The sequence below is a fragment of the Moritella sp. 28 genome (assembly GCF_018219435.1).
Classification (GTDB): domain Bacteria; phylum Pseudomonadota; class Gammaproteobacteria; order Enterobacterales; family Moritellaceae; genus Moritella.
In genome coordinates, this window is record NZ_CP056121.1 from 2471683 (window position 1) to 2495951 (window position 24269).

At 37.7% G+C, this 24269-nt stretch carries 22 protein-coding genes; 10 read left to right on the forward strand and 12 right to left on the reverse strand.

The annotated features are described in order from the left end of the window. The first annotated feature begins 23 nt into the window (after positions 1-23). Positions 24-572, forward strand: coding sequence for a DUF882 domain-containing protein (locus HWV02_RS11055; protein ID WP_211679679.1), 549 nt, complete (start codon positions 24-26; stop codon positions 570-572). 62 nt (positions 573-634) lie between these two features. On the opposite strand, the gene HWV02_RS11060 is transcribed toward HWV02_RS11055, so the two are convergent. Beyond that, positions 635-1726: a right-handed parallel beta-helix repeat-containing protein gene (locus HWV02_RS11060; protein ID WP_211679680.1), complete on the reverse strand. Its 1092-nt coding sequence runs from the start codon at positions 1724-1726 to the stop codon at positions 635-637. A 187-nt stretch (positions 1727-1913) separates the two neighbouring features. Here HWV02_RS11060 and HWV02_RS11065 point away from each other — a divergent pair, with 187 nt between their 5' ends. Further along, positions 1914-3173: an O-antigen ligase gene (locus HWV02_RS11065; RefSeq protein WP_211690482.1), complete on the forward strand. Its 1260-nt coding sequence runs from the start codon at positions 1914-1916 to the stop codon at positions 3171-3173. A 34-nt stretch (positions 3174-3207) separates the two neighbouring features. Continuing rightward, on the forward strand, positions 3208-4659 hold the full coding sequence (locus HWV02_RS11070) for an oligosaccharide flippase family protein (protein ID WP_211690483.1): 1452 nt from the start codon (positions 3208-3210) through the stop codon (positions 4657-4659). Positions 4660-4665: 6 nt separating this feature from the next. On the opposite strand, the gene HWV02_RS11075 is transcribed toward HWV02_RS11070, so the two are convergent. Beyond that, the gene (locus HWV02_RS11075; RefSeq protein WP_211690484.1) at positions 4666-5682 is read right to left on the reverse strand and encodes an acyltransferase; all 1017 of its coding nucleotides are present in this window, start codon (positions 5680-5682) and stop codon (positions 4666-4668) included. Between the two features lie 346 nt (positions 5683-6028). Between HWV02_RS11075 and HWV02_RS11080 the strand changes: the two genes are divergently transcribed. The 5 genes from HWV02_RS11080 to HWV02_RS11100 all read left to right on the forward strand — a co-directional run bounded on the left by HWV02_RS11080 (position 6029) and on the right by HWV02_RS11100 (position 12114). Next, entirely contained in the window at positions 6029-7423 is a 1395-nt protein-coding gene (locus tag HWV02_RS11080) for an undecaprenyl-phosphate glucose phosphotransferase (protein WP_211679684.1), read from the forward strand. Positions 7424-7482: 59 nt separating this feature from the next. Next, positions 7483-8679 (forward strand): outer membrane beta-barrel protein, encoded by a 1197-nt coding sequence (locus HWV02_RS11085; RefSeq protein ID WP_211690485.1) that lies wholly within the window; start codon positions 7483-7485, stop codon positions 8677-8679. Positions 8680-8690: 11 nt separating this feature from the next. Continuing rightward, positions 8691-9206 (forward strand): polysaccharide biosynthesis/export family protein, encoded by a 516-nt coding sequence (locus tag HWV02_RS11090; RefSeq protein WP_211679686.1) that lies wholly within the window; start codon positions 8691-8693, stop codon positions 9204-9206. After that, on the forward strand, positions 9206-11503 hold the full coding sequence (locus HWV02_RS11095; RefSeq protein ID WP_211690486.1) for a polysaccharide biosynthesis tyrosine autokinase: 2298 nt from the start codon (positions 9206-9208) through the stop codon (positions 11501-11503). The genes HWV02_RS11090 and HWV02_RS11095 overlap by 1 nt, the downstream gene beginning before the upstream one ends. 125 nt (positions 11504-11628) lie before the next feature. Then, complete coding sequence (locus HWV02_RS11100) at positions 11629-12114, forward strand: DUF1499 domain-containing protein (protein WP_211690487.1); 486 nt, start codon at positions 11629-11631, stop codon at positions 12112-12114. A gap of 81 nt (positions 12115-12195) precedes the next feature. Here the strand turns inward: HWV02_RS11100 and cydC are convergent, their stop codons facing one another. The 6 genes from cydC to HWV02_RS11130 form a co-directional block, all read right to left on the reverse strand. After that, complete coding sequence (gene cydC, locus HWV02_RS11105) at positions 12196-13959, reverse strand: thiol reductant ABC exporter subunit CydC (protein WP_211690488.1); 1764 nt, start codon at positions 13957-13959, stop codon at positions 12196-12198. Further along, positions 13956-15707, reverse strand: a complete 1752-nt coding sequence (gene cydD, locus HWV02_RS11110) for a thiol reductant ABC exporter subunit CydD (RefSeq protein ID WP_211690489.1) — start codon at positions 15705-15707, stop codon at positions 13956-13958. Before cydD ends, cydC begins: the two co-directional genes overlap by 4 nt. 123 nt (positions 15708-15830) lie before the next feature. Further along, on the reverse strand, positions 15831-15965 hold the full coding sequence (cydX, locus tag HWV02_RS11115) for a cytochrome bd-I oxidase subunit CydX (RefSeq protein WP_211675405.1): 135 nt from the start codon (positions 15963-15965) through the stop codon (positions 15831-15833). A gap of 10 nt (positions 15966-15975) precedes the next feature. Then, positions 15976-17115, reverse strand: a complete 1140-nt coding sequence (gene cydB / locus HWV02_RS11120) for a cytochrome d ubiquinol oxidase subunit II (protein WP_211690490.1) — start codon at positions 17113-17115, stop codon at positions 15976-15978. Between the two features lie 11 nt (positions 17116-17126). Then, complete coding sequence (locus tag HWV02_RS11125; RefSeq protein ID WP_211679697.1) at positions 17127-18716, reverse strand: cytochrome ubiquinol oxidase subunit I; 1590 nt, start codon at positions 18714-18716, stop codon at positions 17127-17129. 20 nt (positions 18717-18736) lie between these two features. Continuing rightward, positions 18737-19300 carry a GbsR/MarR family transcriptional regulator gene (locus tag HWV02_RS11130; protein ID WP_211679699.1) on the reverse strand — a complete coding sequence of 188 codons (564 nt, stop codon included), beginning with the start codon at positions 19298-19300 and terminating at the stop codon, positions 18737-18739. A gap of 349 nt (positions 19301-19649) precedes the next feature. On the opposite strand from HWV02_RS11130, the gene HWV02_RS11135 reads away from it, so the two are divergent. Both HWV02_RS11135 and rsd read left to right on the forward strand, forming a co-directional pair. Then, the gene (locus HWV02_RS11135) at positions 19650-20294 is read left to right on the forward strand and encodes a lysophospholipid acyltransferase family protein (protein ID WP_255547163.1); all 645 of its coding nucleotides are present in this window, start codon (positions 19650-19652) and stop codon (positions 20292-20294) included. A gap of 279 nt (positions 20295-20573) precedes the next feature. Next, positions 20574-21047: a sigma D regulator gene (gene rsd / locus HWV02_RS11140; RefSeq protein ID WP_211679701.1), complete on the forward strand. Its 474-nt coding sequence runs from the start codon at positions 20574-20576 to the stop codon at positions 21045-21047. A gap of 144 nt (positions 21048-21191) precedes the next feature. Here rsd and hisIE read toward each other — a convergent pair whose 3' ends face one another. Genes hisIE through hisB form a run of 4 tightly spaced genes read right to left on the reverse strand, consistent with a single transcriptional unit; the run spans position 21192 to position 24253 of the window. Further along, positions 21192-21806 (reverse strand): bifunctional phosphoribosyl-AMP cyclohydrolase/phosphoribosyl-ATP diphosphatase HisIE, encoded by a 615-nt coding sequence (gene hisIE, locus HWV02_RS11145; protein WP_211690491.1) that lies wholly within the window; start codon positions 21804-21806, stop codon positions 21192-21194. After that, positions 21803-22576, reverse strand: coding sequence for an imidazole glycerol phosphate synthase subunit HisF (gene hisF, locus HWV02_RS11150; protein WP_211679703.1), 774 nt, complete (start codon positions 22574-22576; stop codon positions 21803-21805). Before hisF ends, hisIE begins: the two co-directional genes overlap by 4 nt. A 1-nt stretch (position 22577) precedes the next feature. After that, positions 22578-23180, reverse strand: a complete 603-nt coding sequence (gene hisH / locus HWV02_RS11155) for an imidazole glycerol phosphate synthase subunit HisH (protein WP_211679705.1) — start codon at positions 23178-23180, stop codon at positions 22578-22580. After that, positions 23180-24253: a bifunctional histidinol-phosphatase/imidazoleglycerol-phosphate dehydratase HisB gene (hisB, locus tag HWV02_RS11160; protein WP_211690492.1), complete on the reverse strand. Its 1074-nt coding sequence runs from the start codon at positions 24251-24253 to the stop codon at positions 23180-23182. Before hisB ends, hisH begins: the two co-directional genes overlap by 1 nt. Positions 24254-24269 lie beyond the last annotated feature (16 nt).

Consider the following 24269-nt stretch of genomic DNA (forward strand, 5'->3'; position numbering starts at 1 on the left):
AAAAAGTGATCGGTGGTGGTGTAGTGTCAATAGAATGTCCAACACGTAGAAAAGTGTTATTAAGTCTTGGGGGGTTAGCGGCGTACTCTGTTGCACCAGTTAAAGTTCAAGCAAGTCAAGGTGTGTTAGGCATGAGAGAACTCGGTTTTTACAACATACACACGGGAGAGCATGACCAAGGTAATTACTGGATAGATGGCTTGTATCAAGAAGATACACTTCAAAGTTTCAGCCATTTATTACGTGATCATAGGCAAAACTTGTCTGTACCTATGGACAAGCGTTTATACGACCTACTCTATAGATTAAACAGAACACTGAATGTATCAGAAGAGTTCCATGTTATTTCTGGTTATCGTTCACCTAAAACTAACCAGATGTTAGCGGGTAAGAGCAATGAAGTAGCAACCAATAGCTACCATATGCGAGGCATGGCTATTGATATTGCTATCCCAGATGTTAAATTACTTCATTTACGTGAAGCTGCTATCTCATTAAAATTAGGTGGGGTAGGTTATTACCCTAAGTCGGGTTTTGTACATGTTGATACAGGTCCTGTTAGAATTTGGTAGTTTTGTTTTACAAATCGGCGTAACCGAATTAATCGTGAAAGGAGTGTCGATAGGCAGTTATTTTATTTGAATAGGACAACTGCCTTCGCGTTATCATTTGTTCCGCCTCTACACCCTGCAGAAAACGGAGTTCCCGTACCAATTAATTGATTATTCTCTAATGTTACTTTATTTAATTTTGGATTTAGAAATGTAGTAAACAGACAAGTCGCAAGAAAATTATCATTATCATTATTATCGATAATCAAGTTGTTTTTAATTAGCGTATCACCGTGTCCGACCGCAATACCAATAGGTCGGTAACCAGAACGGTTAACGACATTTGTAATTACATTATCAATTATCTCATAGCCTCCTAGCTCAGCAAAGGATGACTCAGTTGCTATGGTGATCGCAGCGTTGAATTTTAAGTTTATATCGTTGATGCTATTACTGATTATTTTAACATTGTATGCGTTTGCTTTTACATCAATAGCTTCATTTCTAGTATGATGAATTATGTTGTTTTTTATTATAACGTCATCAACAGTGTACTGTATTTTCAATCTGCTCTTATCTTCAGTATACGAACCATCGCCAATATATAATCCTTCACCATAGCGTGGGTTTAAAAGTCCGGTGTTAAAAATCACGTTATCTTTAACTAAATAATGGCTACCACCATGATGGCGTGGTTTTATCGATATAGCTTGGTTACCCGTGTTAAATACCTTATTTGATAGAATTGATATGTTTGATGAATCTTGCACCAAAATTGCAGTTAAGCCTCCTGTTATGATTAACCCTTTAATAATTATTCCTTGTGAGTTTTTTATTGTTATTCCAGTGCCAGTATAATGCCTGTTTTTTATTTTTGTTCTTAAATAATGCCATGGGCGTATTATTAACGGCTTGCTTCCACTATCAAAATTTTCAATTGTTATCGCTGGCTGCTCGCCGTCCGCTAGGCATATGACATCACCGTCTACATACTTTTCTAAGGCGTTATTGATATTTTTATACGTAGGGATGAGATTTGCTAATTTTTCATTTGAAATTATTTTTGTGCACTTACGTGTCGTGGGATTTGATTCAGCTTTAGCTGTGTTGATGAATACAGCCATTATAAAAATAATGACGATATTATTTTGCTTATTGATTACCTTATATGTCATACAGAACCTTGTTTATCGGTAATGTAACTGTGTTAATAATAGTGTATTAGCTGCACATTGGCTTTAGTTTGATGCCAAAATCATACCTAACGTCTAATATCATATTTATGCTGAAATAATTGATATCTGTCTCCTTAAATGTATTTATCTACTCTTGCTTTAGATATAACGTCCTAGTTGGTTCTGTATGAATGTGCTTATTTGGCTTGAAAAATATGGTTTGTTGTTTATGTTATTGTATTGTTTAGGTGTTTTCACACCTGATTTTACAAGTAAGATTAGTATGATGGATCATGAATTAGACGTGGTTACTGGTAGTCTTGCAGAGAGTAATATATTTAAACAACTTTTTTGGATTTCTCTGTTCTTGTTTTTTTCGTTTCGGTTTTTTATAAATAAAGAATTCAATAATCTTAAGTTGGTGTTGATAAACAAGCTTTCTATTTTACTAGTCATCTGTTTCATTGCTTTGCTGAGTGCTAGTTGGTCAAGTTATCCGTTAATAACAATGAAGCGAGCTATATTTCAAATGGTATTTTGTGCGTCTGTATCAATTGCATTTTGCTTTTCATTTTATCACAAAAGTATTGATGTTAATCTTAAAGTCGCGATCGTCATCTGTATTTTAATGATCATTTTTTCTATTTTTAAAGGCGCCGGATTTAATGATGGTTTAAATTTGGCAGGCTATTTTAAGTCCAAGAATACGATGGGCGTCAATTTAGCTGTGCTGATTGTTATTAGCTATATGTGGATTAAGTCTTTTGATGTAAATAGTCGTTCTATCAACGTTTTACTTGTTATTTTGTTTGCGTTTTTATTAATTACCCAAAGTAAGACGAGTATTGTATTATGTATGACATATTTTATATTAATTCAACTTAGTATTTTTAAAATAAAAGTAGTAATGTCGATACTCGCGATTACGTTTTTTTCGGTGTTTATTTTTATACCGGGCGTCAGTTATCACATGAATGATTATCAGCATATTGCATTATATGTTGATGCAGATTTCTTTACTGGCCGGGGTATTATTTGGGACTCATTGTATTATGATCTTGAGTTTTTTGACAAAATGACACTTGGTTATGGCTACGGTAGTTACTTTGAAGTAGGTGTAATCCCCTTTGTATTAGATGATAAATATAGCTTTTTACAATATATATCATCGGCTCATAATGGTTACTTGCAATTACTTCTACAGTTTGGCGTTGTTGGTTCATCGCTTATCTTTATATTTTTTGTGCTCTCAATGCTGAAATCGAATAGTGTCTTTATCCATACGGCATTAATCATCCCCATTTTACAAAATGTAACAGAGTCCAGTATATTTAGGGACGCTAACATGGCGTGGTTTTTGATGGTGATGATTGTTATTTCATCTGGTGTTTATATGATTAGGGATGAAGTTATCAATGAGCATGAAGTAATTCACGGTGCTGAGTGACCGATTACTCACTTAGTGATAGGTTTATCTCATTATGAGTAAAATAAATAACGAATTAAACAAAGGTATTCTTCATAGTCTGATAGGCAAGTATTCACTTTATATCCTACAAATCACATCTCTGGCTATTTTAGCAAGATTATTCACTCCCAATGACTTTGGTACGTTAGCTGCGTTACAAGTTCTTATTTTATTCTTTCAACTGTTAGCCACATCAGGTCTTGGGCCTGCAATTATACACAAAGACTCGATTAATGATGAAGAGCGTGATGGTATCTTTAGTGCGACATTAATCATTGGTCTTATGTTGTCATTATTATTTATTTATATTACGCCTGTCCTAGCGAATTGGCTTGAGTTAATGAATGTCAATTTACTCACATATGTTTTAGCCTTGAGTGTCTTTTTTTCTGCAATTTCAATGCTGCCATTGGCATCGTTACAAAAGGACACCCAATTTATTATTATTGGGAAAGCAGAAATAATGGCAGAGTTAATTGCACTAATGGTTTGTATTCTACTTTATTTTATGGGGCTAGGGGTTGTAGCCTTAGCGATAAAAATATTAGTTACGCCAATAGGACGTTTCATTTTTTATCATCGTTTTTCAAATAATACTGAAATAGGTAAAGCCAAAATAGGCATCAAAATATCAAGTATTATACCCTTGTTTGCGATAGCTAAATTTCAACTTGGATTTAATATCCTTAATTTTTTCTCGCGAAATTTAGATACTTTATTAGTGGCGAAATATTTTGGTGTTACGACCGTTGGTTTCTATGAAAAAACATACCAAATTATGCGTTATCCATTGCAATTATTTACTTTTGCGATCACACCTGCACTTCAACCCGTACTGACACGATATAAAAGTCAGCCTGATATAATTTTTACTGCTTACTACCAATTGGCCTATAAATTGTCTTTTTTGGGGATACTGACGGCTACAATCATGTTTTGGTATGCAAACGATATTATCTTCATTCTATTTGGTTCTCAGTGGTTAGCAGTGAGTGAGCTATTGAAAATATTAGCCTTATCAATCCCTGTGCAAATGGTTTTAAGTTCTACTGGAGGCTTGTACCAAGCGATGGGAGCTACAAAACATATGTTTTATTGTGGTGTATTTTCATCGGTTGTAAATGTGTCTGCCATTATATTCGGTGTTTATATCGGGGATATGACCGTATTGTGTTCCAGTCTAGTGGCAGCTTTTATCCTCAACTACATACAATGTTTCTATGTATTACATCGCTTTGTATTTAAGGTTAAAAGGTTGAAGCCTTTCATTATTTTATCTTCTTTTGTGTTAACTAGTTTACTCAATATTTTTTTTGGTCAAACAGAAAGCATAAAGCCTGATAGTTTTAATTATGCTGACAGTTTTTATAATATCGCGAATGTAATCGTGCCGCTGGCTTTAATATTTCTATTCGTTTTTATTATAAGAAGAAAAGTAAGGTTGTTTTTAAATGACTATTTATAATATATATTAACTTCCGATAAAATACCGGCTTCGTTTCCCTAATAGTTTAATGATACTAATAGATAATAACGAACTTATTGCAACTACAAGAGTGAACTTTATAAGCATCGCGCTAATTTCATTGAAACCATAATTTAACAATATGTCGTTGATAGATAAACGTGCCAACAATATTAATACATAACCATGAATGAAATAGAGTGAAAAAGATATATTAGCAAAGAAGGAAAGAGGTTTAACATTTTTATTTTCAATTAAGTCTAACGATGTCATCACAAACAACAATAAAAAAACCTTTTGTAGATACATAATATCAATGCCTGAGAATGTAAATAAGTCTTTATGGCTACTACCAATTACATCCATGACGTTAACTTGAAAATAAGCGAGTAGTACCGTTGTTATGAAAAAAATAATATTGTATTTCTTTATTTTTGAAATTAGGTGCCGATTTACCACCGCATAAATTCCAAATAAATAAAATGGGATGTAATAGAGGAAAGAATGAAACGGATTGAGTCCGCCTATAGGACGGTGAGCATAGACTGCGATAATTGAAAATATAAAGAGTATTGATAATTGCATACTATGTTTTAATGATGAGAACTTCACTATAATTGGTGCGCTCATGAATAGCAATACAGCAAAGGGGACGTACCAATACGCAGTAACATGCCTACCTGTTAATATATTTATTGCACTGCCTTCGATAGTCGTTACATTTCCTAGGAGTGGGTGAAAATTACCAGTCATTGCTATGTTAATAACAGCTGGGCTGGAGCAGATTAAATATGGCAGAATTACATATTTAAACTTCTTATTTAAATACAAGGGATAGTTAAACACACCTTTTTGTAAATGTTGAAATAAATAACCACTAATGAATACAAATAAAGCTGTAGACCCTGAAACTAGGTTCGTGAATATTGGATAATCCGCTTCACTATTACCTACATGGACATGTCCTGCGATGATAATTAATATGGCAAAGCCTCGAAAGTAGTGAAAAGAAGTTATAAACATATTAAATCCTTTTCTTAATACCGGACTTAGGATTATAGCTGAGTCACTGATTATATAAAGTTATCGACTGCTTTATCTTTTCTTTCTGAATTATTATGCTGCCCCCAGGCTGCTGATGTTACATATATTCTTATGAAAAGTGATATATGCTACTGCCATAAAAAAAATCGCTGCTATATTTAGTGAGATGCTTAATTAGTATTTTAAACTTAATGCTACTATCTTCATTGAAGAAAATAATTAATGGATTATCAATGACATATTCATTGGATGAGCGAATTATTTATTTAGCTCGGTAGTTCATTTTCAAAATGTGACTACTTTAAATTTGTTAAGGAATCGTATTTTGAAACCTATTAATACATTTAAGGTAAGTACTGCCAATTATTCTTTTGTTTATCGCTTCTTAGATTTAAGTTGTGTTACGTTTTCTTTTTTTATTGTAATTCACAGCTATAACCTTCGAATGACACAAGAATATATAATTATAGCGTTAACGACTGCCGTCGTTTTTTTATATATTGCAGAAGCGCTTAATTTATATCAATCATGGCGTGTAGGCAGGTTTATTGCAGTCCTGATGACTGTCGTTGCTGTGTTTATATCTTCATTTTTAATATTGTTTGGTATTGGTACATGGCTGGAAGCATCCTTTGAGTTTCCGAGTTATGTCTTAAATGTCTGGTACTTTGTGGCATTTTTGTGTTGTTTTACGTGGCGAGTATTGAAGTATCAATGGTCTGTTGTACGCTGTAAATTGGGCATAAACTTACGAAAAATGGCTATATTAGGGGCAACGTCAACAGGGGCTAATTTATATCATGAGATCCGTCATTGTGATGAACTTGGGTTTGATTTTGTGGGTTTCTTTGATGATAGAAACGCAGAACGTTTACCTAAAGGCATGACGGTAGTGAGTAGTATCTCTGCGGGTATTTTTGAAGCTAAAAATGGCTCAATTGACGTTTTGTTCATTGCTTTACCTATTTCAGCCGAGAAACGTATCGCAGAAATTATTAACTTATTATCAGACACAACTGTCGATGTTTATGTTTTACCCGCATTTATGCTCTCTGATGTTATGCATGGCCGTGTTACCCATATTGGTAAAGTTGATGCGCTAAGTATTTTTGAATCCCCTTATTTAGGTGCCAAAGTTTGGTTAAAACGATTTGAAGATATTTTAGTAAGTCTAATCGCCATAATAGTACTTTCCCCTGTGTATCTTGCTATCGCAATAACGTTAAAGTTTACATCCCCTGGTCCAGTATTGTTCAAGCAAAGTCGTTATGGACTACACGGTGACAAAATTACTGTATACAAATTCAGAAGTATGTCAGTAATGGAGTCTGACGGGAAGCTAACACAGGCAACAAGAGGCGATAAACGTGTTACCCCTTTCGGTGGTTTTTTACGTCGCAGTTCCCTTGATGAGATCCCGCAATTCTTTAATGTACTGATGGGAGACATGTCAGTTGTTGGCCCTCGGCCTCATGCTGTATCACACAATGAAGAATATCGTAAACTCATTCAATTTTACATGTTAAGACATCATGTTAAACCTGGTATTACCGGTTGGGCCCAAGTCAGTGGGTGGCGAGGGGAAACTGATACATTAGATAAAATGCAGAAACGTATTGAGTTTGATCTTTATTATATTTTGCAATGGTCAATTTGGTTTGATTTCAAAATTATGCTTTTAACTGTATTGACCTGCTTAAAAAGCGAGAACACATATTAGCTATTTGAGAGGTAAAGTATGAACAAAACTCGGTATATCAACCTACGAGGTGAGCCAGAATGAAAGCATTCAAAGATAACTACTATTGCTTAGGCTTAGGCTTAGTTTTGTTGAGTGGAGGGGCTGTTGCATACACCCAAGATACATACATTACTGATGGTGGGCTATTTGTAAAACCGTCATTGGAAGTGAGTATTGTAGAAGATGATAATATTTATAAGCAACAAAATAACGGCACAAGTAGCTCTATCATCACAGTTATTCCGATGATAAATTTAAAACTTGATGATGGTATTAATTACTTTAGCCTTGATGCTAAAGCTGAAAAAGGTATCTATGAAGCAAGCTCTGCTGATAATTATATGGACGGATTGTTGGGTTTTAATGTGCATTTAGAACCCAGTGACACGCACCGTCTAGACATAAACCTTAAAGCTGAATGGTTAGCGGAACCGCGCGGCAGTGGTTTGACAGAGCTGAATTATGAATTAACTAACGAACCTATTACATATGGTAAAAAGACGCTGTCTGCAAAATATGAATATGGCGCCTTGCAAACAAAAGGGCGCCTTGCATTTAACGCAAAATTTTACGAAAAAGAATATTCTAACTTTGAAACTATTACCCGAAGAAGTAATCACGACTCATTGTTATTGGGCTCAATATTTTTCTATTCTACAAGAGCACATACCGATGTATTTATTGAAATAAATGCCGAAACTATTGGTTATGATTATAACAAACCTGGGGATCTAAATCGCGATTCCGATGTATATACTGCATTGTTAGGTATGCAGTGGAAAGCATCTTCCGTCGTCCATGGGTTCATTAAATTGGGTGGACAAGCAAAAGAATTTGATGATAAAGGCCGTAAAGACTTTACGGGTTTTAGCTGGAATATTGGTGGTGTTTGGCGTCCGCTGACTTATTCAAAAATTACGTTGTCAACGTCTCAAACAACGAAAGACCCTGATGTTGATGGAGATTATGTGCTTGAAACAAAGTACAAGCTTGATTGGAAGCATAACTGGACATCGTATTTTTATTCATCTGTAGGGGTTTATAAATTCACAGACGATTACAGTGGTATATCTCGAGTTGATGATACGGACGGTTACAAGATTAAATTTAACTATGACTTTACCGATAATATTGCCATCACCCTATTTGGACTTTGGGATAGAAATACTTCAACAAATACGATATTTGAATATGATAAAAATGTTGTCGGCGCTAGTTTAACATTGACGCTTTAAAGGACAGTGTAATGAAAAGTATCTTTTTTTGTATATTATTGCTCTTAATACAAACACCTGTATTGGCAAAGGGATCTTATATTTTAGGGCCTGGTGATAAGGTCGAAATTAAAGTTTTCGGACAAAAAAATCTGACGGTAGAGACGTTACTGAGTAATAGTGGTCAAATTAATTATCCGTTTTTTGGCGAAATAAAGGTAACAGGTCTAACGGTTAAGCAAGTTGAACAATTGATTTATAACGGTTTGAAAGGAGATTACCTCGTTAATCCAAATGTTTATGTTCATGTCGTTGAGTACCGACCTTTTTATATACACGGTGAAGTTAATAAACCTGGAGGTTATTCATATCAGCCTGGTTTAACGGTAAACCAAGCGATAGCGTTGGCTGGCGGACTAACTGAACGCGCATCAAAACAAAAAATATATTTATTTAAAGAAAAGAATAAAAACACGCAAATAAACGCAAGCTTAACGTATAAAGTTAATGCTGGTGATACCATTTTGATTAAGCAAAGGTTTTTCTAATGGATAAACTTGAACAGAGTCTCAATAAATCGTCGGTCAATAAAGACATTGTGCTACCTTCACCACATTGGCATGTTATCCAGCGCTATAAATGGCGAATTCTTTTACTGTCTGTCTTTGTCTCTCTCTGTGCCGCGTTGTATTTATCAAAAGAACAACCGCTATACCGCGCTTCTGCCACGTTATTAATCGAAGCAAATCAAGCGCAAGCTGTTTCGTTTGATTCAGTGCAAGGTCTTGATTCAAATAGAAAAGAGTATTATCTAACTCAGTTTGAGATTCTTAAATCGGGATCAATTGCGGAAACTGTATTTGACCGCTTAAATTTACAACAGCAACCATCATTTCAAAAACGTGAGAGTTGGCGTGATATAGCCGTCGCGTATATTCTTGATGCTTCACCTCTGCTTAAATCATTTATTATGAATATTGATAGTGAATTTGCGGAGAACATTGGTGCGGGTTATATCAGTGGCGTACCACAATCAGCGACAGATATAGGTAATCAAGAACTTGAAAGTCAACAAGTGAAAATTTCGCGTTTAAGGCAGTTTTCAAAAAGTTTAACCGTGACGCCAATTAGAAAAACACAGCTTGTTAAGCTTTCATTTGAGAGTGAAGATCCCGCACTTGCTGCAATGATTGCCAATGCTGTCGGCGAGGCGTATATAGCACAAGACCTTGAGATAAAATCATCTATTAATAAAAATGCAGCTCACTGGTTAACAAAAAGACTTGAGGGTTTACGCCAGAGTCTTGATAAATCTGAAACGCTATTACAAGCATATCGTAAAGATGAAAATATCATTGATTTACAAGATCGAGGTGGACGAGGATTAACCGGTTTAGTGAGTAATGAACTTGAGCAAACGTCTTATCAATTAGTTGAAGCTAAGAATGAGGTGAATCAGCTACGGAGTATTGTTCGTGCGATTAATGAATTTGGGGTTAAAAACCTGGAGAGATTAGAGTCAATACCAGAGATTACATCACACCCGGTCATTCAAAGTATCAAAAGTTTAAAGGTAAAAGCTAAATTAAAAGTTTCGGAATTATCACAAATTTATGGTAGTAAGCATCCCGATCTTATTGCAGCAAAATCAGAGCTCTATACGGTGAACAAGCATCTGACAACACAAATTTCTAAATTAGTAAGAGGTTTGGAGAGAGAACTAAAAACCAAGAAAAGTAATGTTTCGGCATTAGAAAGGCAATACAGTAATATTCAGAATCAATTTCAAGATGTTATCGGTAAAGATAATGAATATCAAAAGTTAGTGCGAGACGTAGAAAGTAACCGGAAATTATATAATACGTTTCTAGAACGCTCTAAAGAAACGGCGCTAACGAGTGATTTTAATGCAGCTGTAGCACGTTTTACTGACAGAGCTAAAGCACCAAATAAACCGGTTACGTTAAGTACTAAAATAGTAGTTATTATTGTATTTATATTAACGGTATTATTACATATCACTTATTTACTCATTAAAGAATATTTTACCGACAACTTCAACTCTGTGGGAGATATAGAAACTAAGCTTGGACTACCTGTGTTAGGTGTATTACCCAAGGTTGCTAGAAAACGAAATCAAGATTTAGATTTACATTATTTTTTTAATGACGATGGCCGCCAGTTTTCTGAATCAGTGCGGACATTACGCACGAGTTTCCTACTTGCACAGGGTCTGCGGGTTAATCAAGTGATTGGGATCATTTCATCTCAACCTAATGAAGGTAAGTCTACAACCGCGACAAATATTGCGTTCTCGTTAGCTCAGATCGAAAAAACAGTACTGATAGATGCTGATATGCGTAAACCAAGTTTGGCAAAGAACTTTCGTATTCCAAAAGATAAACCTGGACTTGCACAAGTGATAACGGGTAATGCTAATTTATCTGATTGTATTACCGTGGATCCAGCCTCGGGTGTTCATGTAATGACGTGCGGCCCAACACCGAAGAATGCGCAAGAATTACTATCCTCAAAACGTTTTAAGCAATTATTGGAAAGCCTCAGACAATCTTATGATCGGATAGTTATTGATACGCCACCGATTCAAGCAGTCAGTGATTCATTGATTATATCTTTACACACAGACGCGATTATTTATGTCATTAAAAGCGAAGCGACACGAGTAAGATTAGTGCAAAACGGCATTCGTCGTCTTGCTAAAGTAGACGCCAATTTAGTCGGGATTGTGATGAACCACGTTAATACCGATGGTGTTGCTGATTCTGAATATTATTACGGTTATTACAGTGATAATGATTATGCAGAAAAACCGACTAAGTCATAGTTTATCCCAATCTTAATCAGTGAGTTAATATTTACAGCAAGCACTTGGATAAATATGACGTGTTTGCTGTTTATTCAATTTATGGTTAAATGGTGTAAATTATAAATTACTCTACAAGGATTAAAATGTTCACCTCTCGCATGTTCACTCGTTCTATATTCGTACTGACTTGGAGTGTATTACTGGCCGCTTGTACAGGTACTCCGCCTGATAACCTTGGTGTTGTGAACTCAAAGTTAGCTGCTTGCCCTGAATCACCGAATTGCGTATCAAGTGACAGTTTAGACGAAAGTCATTATGTGCCAGCTTTCAAACTAGAAGCGAGTGCGGAATTGGCTTGGTCTGAAATTAAATCCTATTTACATGCGCAACACAATATGGAAATTATGATAGAAACGACCGATTATATTTATGTCGAAAGTACGAGTACTTTAATGCGATTTGTCGATGACTTTGAACTTCATCTTCGTTTGAAAGATGGCATCATTGCGGTTAGGTCAGCATCGAGATTAGGTAAGTCAGATTTTGGGGTGAATAAGCAGCGTGTTGATGATTTATATAAGACGTTGAATGATAAAGGGTTAGTCAGTGAGGCGCCTAAGCCAATTTGATTAATGGGTAATACATTTAATTGTATTACCCATTTTTGTTTGATTAATAGGTTGTTGCTATAACATATTAATGAACTGTGCTTAGAAGTAATTTAGCAGTTTTCGGTAATAATCATTGGTTTCCATTAAGGTTTTATGATCCCCTTGGGCAACGATAGTCCCTGCATCCATGACGATGATTTTATCCATTTTTTGTAACATTAATGGTTTGTGCGTGATCAGAAGTAAACTTTGTCGTGATTGCTCAAGCTGTTCAAATAGGCTTGTAATGATTGTTCTTTCACTATGACGATCAAGTCCTTTGGTTGGCTCATCGAGAACGAGTAGTTTTGCATTTCGCAATAACACTTGGGCTAAACATAAACGTTGCTTTTGACCACCAGATAAACCAGAGCCTGTTTCTCCTAACCAAGTGCTAAACCCATTTTCTAGTTCATCAATAAAATCGATTAACCCCACAATCTGACATACATCACGCATTTGTGACTCTGTTATTTTCGGGTTTGCTAAGCGAAGGTTATCACCAATCGTTGCATGAAAAAGATGGCTGTTTTGGCTCATTAATGCAACGTGTTCACGTAATGATTCTGTATTCAACTCATTTAAGTCAATATCATCAATGGTGATACCTGGCTGTAGCCTACTGACCATATCCGAACTTGGTGTATTGTTCGATGGGGGAATAGGCCAGAATCCCATTAATAGATTTACTAAGGTTGATTTACCCGCACCACTGGCACCGATAATCGCAACTTTCTCACCTTGTTGAATGGTAAGGTCAATATCTTTTAATACACTGTCATGACCATCAGGATAAGTGAAACTCAAATCATTAAACTTAATTGGACCTGTTGTTACTAATGTATCACCACCTAGGTCGGGGATAGGTTTATCAATAATCTCGAACAAGCGAGCGGCACTGTCATGCACTTTAGGTAAAATCTGGCAGGCGAGGGGCATATTAATGACTGTTTCGAAACAGACTAGAATAAGTAGCGCAGCGCTGGCAACAAATTCCGGTTTTAAATCGCCAGTTTGTACCAGAGGTACGAGTAGATATATACTTGCCAACACGGTTGTATTAATGGCTAAAAATGTTAAAGCAGTGGCTAATGCATGCAGGCGGTGTAAATGTAATTCAGCGCGGTGATAGTTTCCAGACACACGATGAATCGACTTTTGATATTGCAGTGATATTTGATAAACCAATAATTCACGCATTGATGCCATGCCGTCGACTAATTCAACTTTTAGCTCACTCGAGAGTTTGGCTTGTTGTTGTGCGCGTTTTTTACTTAATAATAAAATGAATATTGGTAAAATAAAACCGACAAGAATTAATGCTCCGACAATAACAAACGCGAGATCGGATGAAATAAAACTCACCCCCAAGCCAACAAGTGGAATACTACAAATAGCAAGTAATGCCGGTAGTAACACTCTTAAGTAAAAGTTATCAAGTTCATCGATGTCTTGCTGCAAACGAGCAAGGATATCTGCTGACTTAAAGTTAACACGGTAGTAGGGCAATAAAGGCTCTAAGCGTGTATAAAAATAGTAACGTAATGCAGCAAGAGTATTAAATGTTGCACGGTGAGTTAACAAACGTTCAGCATATCGACCTGCTGTACGTACGATGGCTAAAAAACGGATAATGGCGGCAGGCGTGAAATAGTTAGCTGTTACACCAGACAGTCCTGCAATGGCCATGATGGTAATGAACCAACCGGAAATCGCGAGTAAGCCAATATTAGCCATCACGGTAATAATAGACAACAAGGTACCAAGTAACATTAAAGGGAGTTGTGGTTTAAGGAGTCTCATCAATCTAACTAATGGATTCATACGTTTATCTCCATATCGATGTTAACAGTATTTGCATAGCTGCCATTTAGCTCAAGTAATTCTGTGTGGCTACCTTGTTCGATAATTTGACCTTGTTCTAATACAATGATCTGTTTCGCGTCAATCACGGTATGTAAACGATGGGCAATAACAATAACCAAATGTTGTTTTGCATATTCAGCGATGCTATCACTGACAATTTGTTCGGTATCTTTATCTAAATGGCTGCTTGGCTCATCAAGAATGAGTACATCCGGCTGGTGGTAAAATGCGCGTGCTAATGCTAATCGTTGAGATTGACCACCAGAAATACCAACACCACCTTCACCAACATGGGTATTTAACCCGTCTTTTAATTGCGATACGAAATCAGCAAGGCCGACACTGGTTAATACTTGTTGTATTTTAGCGTCGTCATAGTCTTCTGTTAACGCAATATTGAAACCAAGACTGCCGTAGAAAACGTGGCCTTGTTGTGCGATCCAACCACAATGATTTAACCAAGCATCACGCTCTGCGGATGTGTGTTTAGTACCGTTGATCGTCATTGAACCACTATCAGGGGTATTAAAACCTAAGATGGTATCGATCAGCGTTGACTTACCCGCGCCACTTTCGCCAATAACAGCATATAAACCGTGATTAGATAGTGTTAAGTTAATATTTTTAAGCGTGTTTTTACGACCCGAGTAGGTGAAGTTAACATCTGCTAAGGTGATATCGAAAGGTGCTTTAAACTGCGTTTCAGTTTGGTTTTCTTTAATTGGTGTACTGAGAATTTGTAGCATATCTTGGGCTGCGGTAACCCCCGCCATTTTGGCGTGATACTGAGTACCTAATTGTCTAAATGGTAAATAGAATTCCGGGGCCAGTAACAATACCCACAGCGCTAATAAATAATCAACACCACCATAATAAAGTCTAAAACCTAAGATCACAGCAACAAGCGCAATGGCAATAGAGGCCAAAAACTCTAACATGAATGAAGAAAGAAAGGCGACCTTTAAGATCCCCATGGTTTGGTTACCATAGTCTTCACTAATGGTTTTTACTGCAGCCATTTCTTGGCGCGATGCGTTGAATATTTTAAGCTGAGTCAGCCCTTGAATAATATCAAGAAAATGGCTGCTCATGCGCAGTAGTTTAGTCCAATGTTTTTGGTTTAAATCATGTGCTTTATGGCCAATGATGATCATAAACATCGGTACCATTGGTGCTGTTAACATTAAGACTAAACCTGAACGCCAATCCATCGGGAATACGGCAAATAAAATAGCGCTTGGGATCACCGAACAATAAGCGACAATAGGTAAGTAACCGGAGAAGTAATCTTCGAGTGAGTCAACACCTTGATGCAGCAGTTGGGCTATTTTAGCGCTGCCGATAGTTTGTGTTTTTGCGGGACCCATTGCGAACAAGTGCTGCAACAACTGTTGTCTAATTGACACTTTGATTAGCATGGCTGCATGGCGACTGTATCGCTCACTGATATAGCCGAATATAGTACGAATAATGATGATGGCAACTAAGCCAAATAATAATGGTTTTATTTCTGCGATAGCTTTGTTTGAGAATATAATTTCGTTGATGATACCAGCTAAAATAGCCATTTGAACGATCATTAATATGCCATTCAACGAGCCTAATGCAATCGCTCTGCTTAAACGACCTTGGGCGTGGGTTCGCTGGCTTTTTAGCCAAGTTAGAAGTTCTTTTTGTGTGTAATCTGTTTTTACTGATTCTGTCATTGGGTAGCCTGAAATTGGAGGAATATTGAAAGAATAGACCCTGAAATTGGAGGTTTAGAAACAGACGCCCGTCCTTGGGCGCAGAGCTTAATCCTTACTTTTTATAACTTTAATTATGCTTAGTTACTTTTTATTCTTTTGATCGTCCTGATCTTTTGCGATGTTATCCGTGTGTTGTTCCATTTCGTACCACATTACATTAATGATACCGAGCGAAACAGCCAGTAAAACACCTAGAATCCAACTGAAATACCACATGGTTTACTCCTTAATAAGATGAATGATTATTATTTTCAATTTCTGAACGAGTTACCGTTCTCCACATCTTGCTATAGCACCAGATGGTGTAACAAAGAATAATAGGTAAGAATACTGCAACAACCATCAACATTAAGTTTAACGTACCTTCACTCGATACCGCATCCCATAATGTTAAGCTGTGATTTGGTGTGCTACTTGAAGGCATTACAAATGGGAACATAGATACACCCATAGTGAAAATTACACCGGCAATTGATAATGCACTTGCAGTAAACGCTAGACCACCCGGCTTGAAGCGTGCAAGTAAGCCCGCGACAATAGCCATAACAATACCGGTTGTTGGTAATAACCAAAGTACAGGATATGCATTAAAGTTATTTAACCAAGCGCCAGTTGCTGTTGTTACAACTTTTGTTGTTGGCTGTGCAAGGGCAGATGGGTCTATCGTGCTTTGAATGATAAAACCATCAATTGAAGTGGCAATCATTAGACCTGCAAGGCTAAAGCTAACAACAAGTACAGCTGCAAATATCTGTGCAGCTTTTGCTGAACGAGCGGCAACATGTTCATCTGTACGCATTGATAACCAAGTTCCACCGTGCATCAACACCATAGAAACACTGACTACACCACTAAGTAGCGCAAACGGGTTGAATAAAGCAAAGAATGAACCTGTATACGTAACACGCATAAATTCATCAAAGTTAAATGGTACACCTTGCAATAAATTACCAAACGCAATACCGAACACTAATGTTGGGACCATGCTGCCAACGAATAAGGCTTTATCCCAGTTGTAGCGCCATTTTGGTGAATCAATCTTACTGCGATAATCAAAGCCAAGTGGGCGTAAGAATAAGCAGAAAAGTGTCAGCATCATGGCAAAATAGAAACCACTAAATGCGGTTGCATATACCATTGGCCATGCAGCGAATAACGACGCTCCAGCGGTAATCAACCATACTTGGTTACCGTCCCAGTGAGCGGCAATCGTATTGATCACAACACGGCGTTCAGTATCATCTTTTGCAACGAAGGGCAGTAAGCCACCCACGCCCATATCCATCCCATCGGTGACTGCAAAACCGATGAGTAAAATACCGATGATTAACCACCAGATAAGTTTTAAGCTTTCATAATCAAACATAATCTAAGCCCTTAGTATTTGTCTTGACGTAATTGTGGTGATGCTTGTTGCTGTTCTTTTTCGAAATGGTAACGGCCAGTGTGTAGCGCGCTTGGACCAATTTTCGCAAACTTGATCATTAACCACATTTCAATAACGAACAAAATGGCATAAACAGCAATGAATGAGATCATCGTAAAGAGTACTGAACTTGCTTCGTGGCTTGAAGTCGCCATGAACGTTGGTAAAATCTCACTGATAGCCCAAGGTTGACGACCTACTTCGGCAACGAACCAGCCTGTTTCAATTGCAATCCAAGGTAATGGTAGGGCAAATAGAATTGCTTTTAATAACCAACGTTTCTGCTCAATTTGACGACGTGCGTTAAAGTAGAAGGCTAAGATGAATAGGCCAAACATAACAACGCCACTACCAACCATCATGCGGAATGCCCAAAATATTGGCGCAACAGGTGGGATAGAATCTTCAACGGCCATCTGAATTTGTTCTTCAGTTGCGTCAATGACATTCTCAGAGTAACGTTTTAACAATAGACCATAGCCTAAGTCGTCTTTGTACTCATTGAAACGGGCAATGTTTTCAGGCGTTTCTTCACCACCACGCAGCTTTTGTAAGTAGTCATAAGCGATCATACCTTCACGGATACGTGCTTCATGTTCTTTTTTAAGATCACTGATACCTGTCACTTGACCGTCTAAAGAACGTGTTGCGATAATACCGAGCGCATAAGGAATCTTGATCGCGTAATCTGTTTCCATCGTTTCTTCATTGGGTAAACCAACTAACGTAAACGCGGCAGGTGCGGGTTCAGTATGGAACTCTGCCTCAATGGCGGCAAGCTTCACACGCTGCACTTCACCGACTTCATAACCAGATTCATCACCCAGTAACAACACTGAGCAGATGGCTGCAACACCGAAACCACAGGCTACAGAGAATGAACGTTTTGCAAATGCAACGTCGCGCCCTTTAAGCAAGTAGTAACTACTGATACTCATTACAAACATAGCGCCAGCTACATAACCAGCCGCGACAGTGTGAATGAATTTAACTTGTGCAACAGGGTTGAAAACAAGTTCAGAAAAACTAACCATTTCCATACGCATGGTTGCGTAGTTAAATTCGCTTCCTATAGGGTTTTGCATCCAACCGTTCGCAACAAGGATCCACATTGCAGATAGGTTAGTACCGATTGCCATTAAGAAAGTAGCAGCTAAATGCTGTCGCTTACTTAATCTATCCCAACCGAGTAAGAACATGCCAACAAAGGTAGATTCGAGGAAGAAGGCCATCAAACCTTCGATCGCTAGCGGTGCACCGAAGACATCACCTACATAATGAGAGTAATATGACCAGTTGGTACCGAATTCAAACTCCATTGTTAAACCCGTCGCGACCCCGATCGCGAAGTTAATAGCAAAGAGTTTACCCCAGAATTTAGTCATATCACGGTAGATAATACGTCCTGTCATCACGTATACCGCTTCCATGATAAACAGGATCCAAGTCATACCGATTGTTAATGGTACAAAAAGGAAGTGGAATAGAGCTGTGATGGCGAATTGCCAACGAGAAAACTCTACTAAGGTTTCATTAATCATTGTTGTAATACCCCTCGAGATTAATTAGAATCAGATTTTTTTTTATTTGGAAACAATTGCTCTTTTACAGATAACATTTTGGATACGCCAGCACCCAACTTCATTAATCTACTGAGTTGTTCTGGGTTAAGCCGTTGTAATTCTGCTGCCCACTCAGTGACCATTTCCAGTAGGTCATGGATCTCTTGCATTTTACTTTGAGCGTACTCATCACCAGTATCGGTAGGCTTCTCTAGTAAAGAAGTGCGAAGTAAAGAGAGCGTTGGATCAATTTCACGCTTACGGCGTTCTTTGAATACAGTATTGGCCATATCCCAAATGCTGCCAATGGCACTGTAGTACTCTTTACGATCACCAGGAATGTGGCTAACTTGAATTAACTGCCATGATTGCAGTTCTTTAATGCCCATACTTACATTGCCACGAGAAATATTTAAGCCACTGGCAAGATCATTTGCGCTGACAGGCTCTTCTGTAATAACAAGAAGCGCATACATTTGGCCAACCGTACGGTTAAAGCCCCAACGACTGCCCATTTCACCGAAGTGATAAACAAAAGATTGGTTTTGTGCGGAGATATTCACATGCTACCTAACGAACTTTCAGAAATTTCTGAAAGTTTAAATCACTAGTTGTATTTGATCAAGGTCAAATTCTGTATAAATACGTTTATAAGTGTAAAGTTTTGTTGATTTATATCAAAACGCTATATAGAGGATTAGATTTATCAAAGACTTGTTATAAACAGCATTTAATGACACCCTGTGTTTTTCGAGTAAGTGATTGTGATTTAGACTAACTTAATGCAGCTATAAAGTATTTTAAATTAAGTTAATTTACATAAGGTTAATATCTATGTTATTTATCCTGATATTCAACTGTTCTTATGTGAATCAATCGACTGTATATAAATTGTGCGTAAAGGATTAAATAATGCCAATAAATAATGAAAGTACACCCCCAGTAGAACCTGTACATAGCCAAAACGATAAAAGCATAAGTACGGATAGTTCTCAGAATTCGTTTTTTAGTGCGTGTGCAAGAAAAGTACTTGATTTAACGGGCTGGTATTGCGAGCCGATCCCACACGAATATAAAAAAGCAGTCATTGCCTATGCTCCACATACGTCTAATTGGGATTTTCCGTTATTGATGGGCGCGCGATTTGCTAATAAAGTGAATGTGCAGTGGGCAGGAAAATCAGAGATGTTTTGTTGGCCATTTAAAAATATACTGACTTTTTTAGGTGGAGTGCCGATTGAGCGTTCAAAGTCGACCAATATGGTTCAGAGTGTTGTTGATATTTTTAATACTCAAGAGCAGTTTCTATATGCGATGTCGCCTGAAGGCACTCGGAAATATCAAGATTTTTGGCGTTCAGGGTTTTATTACATTGCGCTAGAAGCAAATGTGCCAATTATTTTGTACCGTTTAGATTATAAGAATAAGCGCGTAACCATAGGTGATGTGATAAAGGTCACTGGGAATATTGAAAAAGATCTAGCGGCAATTGATATGGTATTTAAAGGTGTTACACCGAAATTTAAAGAGAAGTATTGCTTAGCTAAATTTAAATGAATATTGGTTACTGATATTTTCTTCTTCCATTACGCATAATCATTAACAGCTAACGCGTTATAAAAGAATGGCCACTACAATATTCGTGGCCATTATGACAGCTTCCACCGTAATAATCATGACTCTAATGATGTTTGATTCGTTGTAACCTCCTCCTCGGTACATTTAGCTTTTAACCTGAATTACAGGATTTAAATCATATTTCTAAATACTGTTAGTTGATTGATCGTCATTTCTGTAATAGGTTTACTAATCAACCACTTATAAAGGGGTATTTAAATGTTAACTAGAAATAAAAAGGCAGTTCTGCAATGGGAAGGGAAGAACGAACTTATAGATTTTTTACTATCTAGGCGCCATAATCTGATCGTTAATTACTATAAAATTGCAGGATTACCGCCATTTAGTCAAGATAAGCGAACTTTACCGACTAGTTTTGCAATTGAAGAGTTTTGCAATACATTAGTTGATTATATTTCGATGGGGCACTTTGAAATTTATGACGCTCTGATTGCACGATATGAAATGAACGGTAAATTATGTCCTGAAGAGCTTCAACTAATTATGCTTCAGATCAGTGAGACAACTTCTATTCTCTTATACTTTACTGATAAATATTCAGAACTATCTGATTTACTATTGAATGAATTAGATAGTGATTTAGCGATACTTATGGGAGGTCTTGATCAACGTTTTGAGTTAGAGAATAAATTGATTGCTGCTTTATTTGAGCAAGTGACACAAACGGCTTAATAAAAAATAATTGTTGTATTACGGCTGCCTTTGGCGGTAATTAAAAGTACTGTTTAAATATACAGTTAAAACTCAAGGCTCGTAAAATCCTGAGTTTTAACTGATTCAGGTCGATTAAATACCTATTTAGTGTCGGTTTAAACGTTATTTATGACGATTTTCTAGACACTGAACCACTTCAGTCAGTGGCACATCTTCTTTTTGTAGCAGTACGAGTAGGTGATATAGGAGATCTGAGCTTTCATTCACTAATTCGTCACGATCTTTTGCAACGGCAGCCAAAGCAACTTCAACACCTTCTTCACCCACTTTCTGTGCGCAGCGTTTCGTGCCACGGGCAAATAAACTTGCCGTATAGCTTTCTTCTGGATCCGCTGTCTTACGTTGTTCCAATACTTTATCCAGCTGTGCGATAAAAGTAAGTGCAGGTTTGTTTTCTGTTACAAAGCAGCTTTCAGTGCCAAGGTGGCAAGTAGGACCACAAGGTTTAGCGGTAATAAGTAATGCATCGTTATCACAATCTTTGGTGATCTCTTGCACTAATAAATAGTTCTCAGAAGATTCCCCTTTTGTCCATAAACGTTGTTTAGTACGGCTAAAAAATGTCACCTTACCTAATTCGTGTGTTGTCGTTAAAGCTTCTTCATTCATATAGCCCAGCATCAGTACTTCACCTGATACTGAGTCTTGAATGATTGCCGGCATTAAACCATCTACTTTTTTCCAATCAAGTTGGTTAATTTGTTCGTTTGTTATCATGTTCTGATCTCCACATCTTGATCTCGTAGATATTCTTTTAATTCACCAATATTGATGACTTGCTTATGAAATACACTTGCAGCTAATGCGCCATCAACGTCGGCATCTTTAAATACGCTGTTAAAGTGAGTCATTTCACCGGCTCCGCCAGATGCAATTAATGGCACGTTACAAATTTTTCGGGCTTTTGACAATTGCACAGTGTCATAACCGCCACGAACACCGTCTTGGTTCATTACATTAAGCACAATCTCACCAGCGCCACGTTTCTGAACTTCTTTGATCCATTCAAAGGTTGTCCATTTAGTCACTTGCGTGCGTGTTTCATCGCCTGTGAACTGGTATACCTTGTACTCTTGGGTGTCTTCATCGAAATAACTGTCGATACCAATCACAATGCATTGCACACCAAATTTGGCTGCAAGGCGGTTAATTAAGCTTGGATCTGCAAGTGCAGGGGAGTTGATTGATACTTTGTCAGCACCAAACTCTAAAATACGCGCTGCATCTTCTTCACTTTTTATTCCACCAGCAACACAGAAAGGAATATCAATTACTTCTGCAACGCGGCTAACCCAACTTTTATCGACAACTCGTTCGTCAGCACTGGCTGTAATATCATAAAATACTAATTCATCAGCGCCTTCTTCAGCGTAACGTTTAGCAAGTGGAACTATGTCGCCAATCAATTCATGGTTACGGAATTTAACCCCTTTGACGACCTTACCATCTTTAACATCTAAACACGGTATTATGCGTTTTGCTAACATATTACATCTCCAGGAAATTCTTGATTAATTGTGCACCCGCTTTACTTGAACGCTCTGGGTGGAATTGCACTCCGTAGAAATTATCTCTGTGCACGGCAGCAGTAAACGGTGAGCCGTGCGTACAGGTTGCAATCGTGTCACTGCCAACGGCAAGCGCATAACTGTGTACAAAATAGAAATAACTGCCACTTGGAATATCCTTGAATAACGGATGATCTTGTTGCGGTATTATTTGATTCCAGCCCATATGAGGCAGTCGAACACCTTCATTTGGCATTGAGTCAATAGTGCCATTAATTAAGCCAAGCGTTACAACATCATCTTCAGCCGAGAATTCAGCCAGTAACTGCATACCAAGGCAAATGCCTAACACAGGTTGAGTGAGGCTTTTTACTAACTCAATGAGTTCGCGGTCAGCTAAGTTTTTCATCGCTTCTTGCGCAGTACCAACACCGGGTAAGAATAATTTATCCGCGTTGCGTAATACGTCGGATTCACGACTTACCGTTACTGTATAACCAAGACGTTCAACGGCAAATCTTACCGACGAGAGGTTGGCACAACCCGTATCGATAATAACAACCTTGCTATTTGCTTGATCCATTAAAGCACTCCTTTCGAACTTGGTAGTACATCGCCTTCGACTTTAATGCATTGACGCAGTGTCCGGCCAAATACTTTAAATAGACTTTCAACAAGGTGATGGGTATTTTTACCTTCGACCTTAAGGTGCAGGGTTGCCGCCATGCCATCACTTAAAGAGCGGAAGAAGTGCGGTACCATTTCGGTTGCAAATTCGCCGATATGATCGCGAGGGAAGTCACCACTAAACTGCAAGTAAGCACGGCCTGATAGATCCAGAGAACAAGATGCTTCGCATTCGTCCATTGGCAATACAAAACCAAAGCGGCCAATACCACGTTTGTCGCCTAATGCTTGATTGATCGCATTACCTAACGCCAGTGCTGTGTCTTCAACGGTATGGTGATCATCAATGTGCAGATCTCCCGCTACACTCAGTTTTAGTTGAAAACCGCCATGAGTAGCAATTTGATCTAGCATATGATCAAAGAACCCCATACCGGTATCAATACTATTACCGCCTTGGCTGTCGAGGTCGACATCAACTTGAATATTAGTTTCTTTCGTGGTGCGGGTTACACTCGCCACGCGGTTACCTTTATTCAGTATTTTCTGTTCGATCATCGGCCAATTCAAGTTATCTCTGTTATAGAAAATCCCTTCAATGCCCATGTTTTCGGCAAGTTGGATATCAGTGATACGATCACCAATAACATATGAATTAGTAAAATCGATACGACCTGACTGTAAGTATTCTTTTACCATGCCTAAATGTGGCTTACGGCAACTGCAGTTATCTTCGGTAAAGTGAGGGCAGAGTAATACTGACTCGAATTTAACCCCTTGTGAAGCAAACAACTCCATCATGGCATTTTGTGGAATATCAAAATCACGTTGTGGATAGCTATCACTACCGAGACCATCTTGGTTAGACACAATAACCAGTGTGAAACCCGCAGCTTGTAATTTAAGTAGTGCTGGGATCACTAGAGGTTCAAATTTTAGCTTCTCTAAACTGTCGACTTGCTTATCGCTAATTGGTTCATCAATCAATGTACCATCGCGATCAATAAATAAGAATTTTTCCTTGCTCACATCGGGCTCCTGCTTG

Coding starts and splice junctions, on each gene's coding strand:
- HWV02_RS11060 (WP_211679680.1), bottom strand. CDS start 1,726: ATGACATATAAGGTAATCAATAAGCAAAATAATATCGTCATTATTTTT.
- HWV02_RS11065 (WP_211690482.1), top strand. CDS start 1,914: ATGAATGTGCTTATTTGGCTTGAAAAATATGGTTTGTTGTTTATGTTA.
- HWV02_RS11070 (WP_211690483.1), top strand. CDS start 3,208: ATGAGTAAAATAAATAACGAATTAAACAAAGGTATTCTTCATAGTCTG.
- HWV02_RS11075 (WP_211690484.1), bottom strand. CDS start 5,682: ATGTTTATAACTTCTTTTCACTACTTTCGAGGCTTTGCCATATTAATT.
- HWV02_RS11085 (WP_211690485.1), top strand. CDS start 7,483: ATGAAAGCATTCAAAGATAACTACTATTGCTTAGGCTTAGGCTTAGTT.
- HWV02_RS11090 (WP_211679686.1), top strand. CDS start 8,691: ATGAAAAGTATCTTTTTTTGTATATTATTGCTCTTAATACAAACACCT.
- HWV02_RS11095 (WP_211690486.1), top strand. CDS start 9,206: ATGGATAAACTTGAACAGAGTCTCAATAAATCGTCGGTCAATAAAGAC.
- HWV02_RS11100 (WP_211690487.1), top strand. CDS start 11,629: ATGTTCACCTCTCGCATGTTCACTCGTTCTATATTCGTACTGACTTGG.
- cydC (WP_211690488.1), bottom strand. CDS start 13,959: ATGAATCCATTAGTTAGATTGATGAGACTCCTTAAACCACAACTCCCT.
- cydD (WP_211690489.1), bottom strand. CDS start 15,707: ATGACAGAATCAGTAAAAACAGATTACACACAAAAAGAACTTCTAACT.
- cydX (WP_211675405.1), bottom strand. CDS start 15,965: ATGTGGTATTTCAGTTGGATTCTAGGTGTTTTACTGGCTGTTTCGCTC.
- cydB (WP_211690490.1), bottom strand. CDS start 17,115: ATGTTTGATTATGAAAGCTTAAAACTTATCTGGTGGTTAATCATCGGT.
- HWV02_RS11125 (WP_211679697.1), bottom strand. CDS start 18,716: ATGATTAATGAAACCTTAGTAGAGTTTTCTCGTTGGCAATTCGCCATC.
- HWV02_RS11135 (WP_255547163.1), top strand. CDS start 19,650: ATGCCAATAAATAATGAAAGTACACCCCCAGTAGAACCTGTACATAGC.
- rsd (WP_211679701.1), top strand. CDS start 20,574: ATGTTAACTAGAAATAAAAAGGCAGTTCTGCAATGGGAAGGGAAGAAC.
- hisIE (WP_211690491.1), bottom strand. CDS start 21,806: ATGATAACAAACGAACAAATTAACCAACTTGATTGGAAAAAAGTAGAT.
- hisF (WP_211679703.1), bottom strand. CDS start 22,576: ATGTTAGCAAAACGCATAATACCGTGTTTAGATGTTAAAGATGGTAAG.
- hisH (WP_211679705.1), bottom strand. CDS start 23,180: ATGGATCAAGCAAATAGCAAGGTTGTTATTATCGATACGGGTTGTGCC.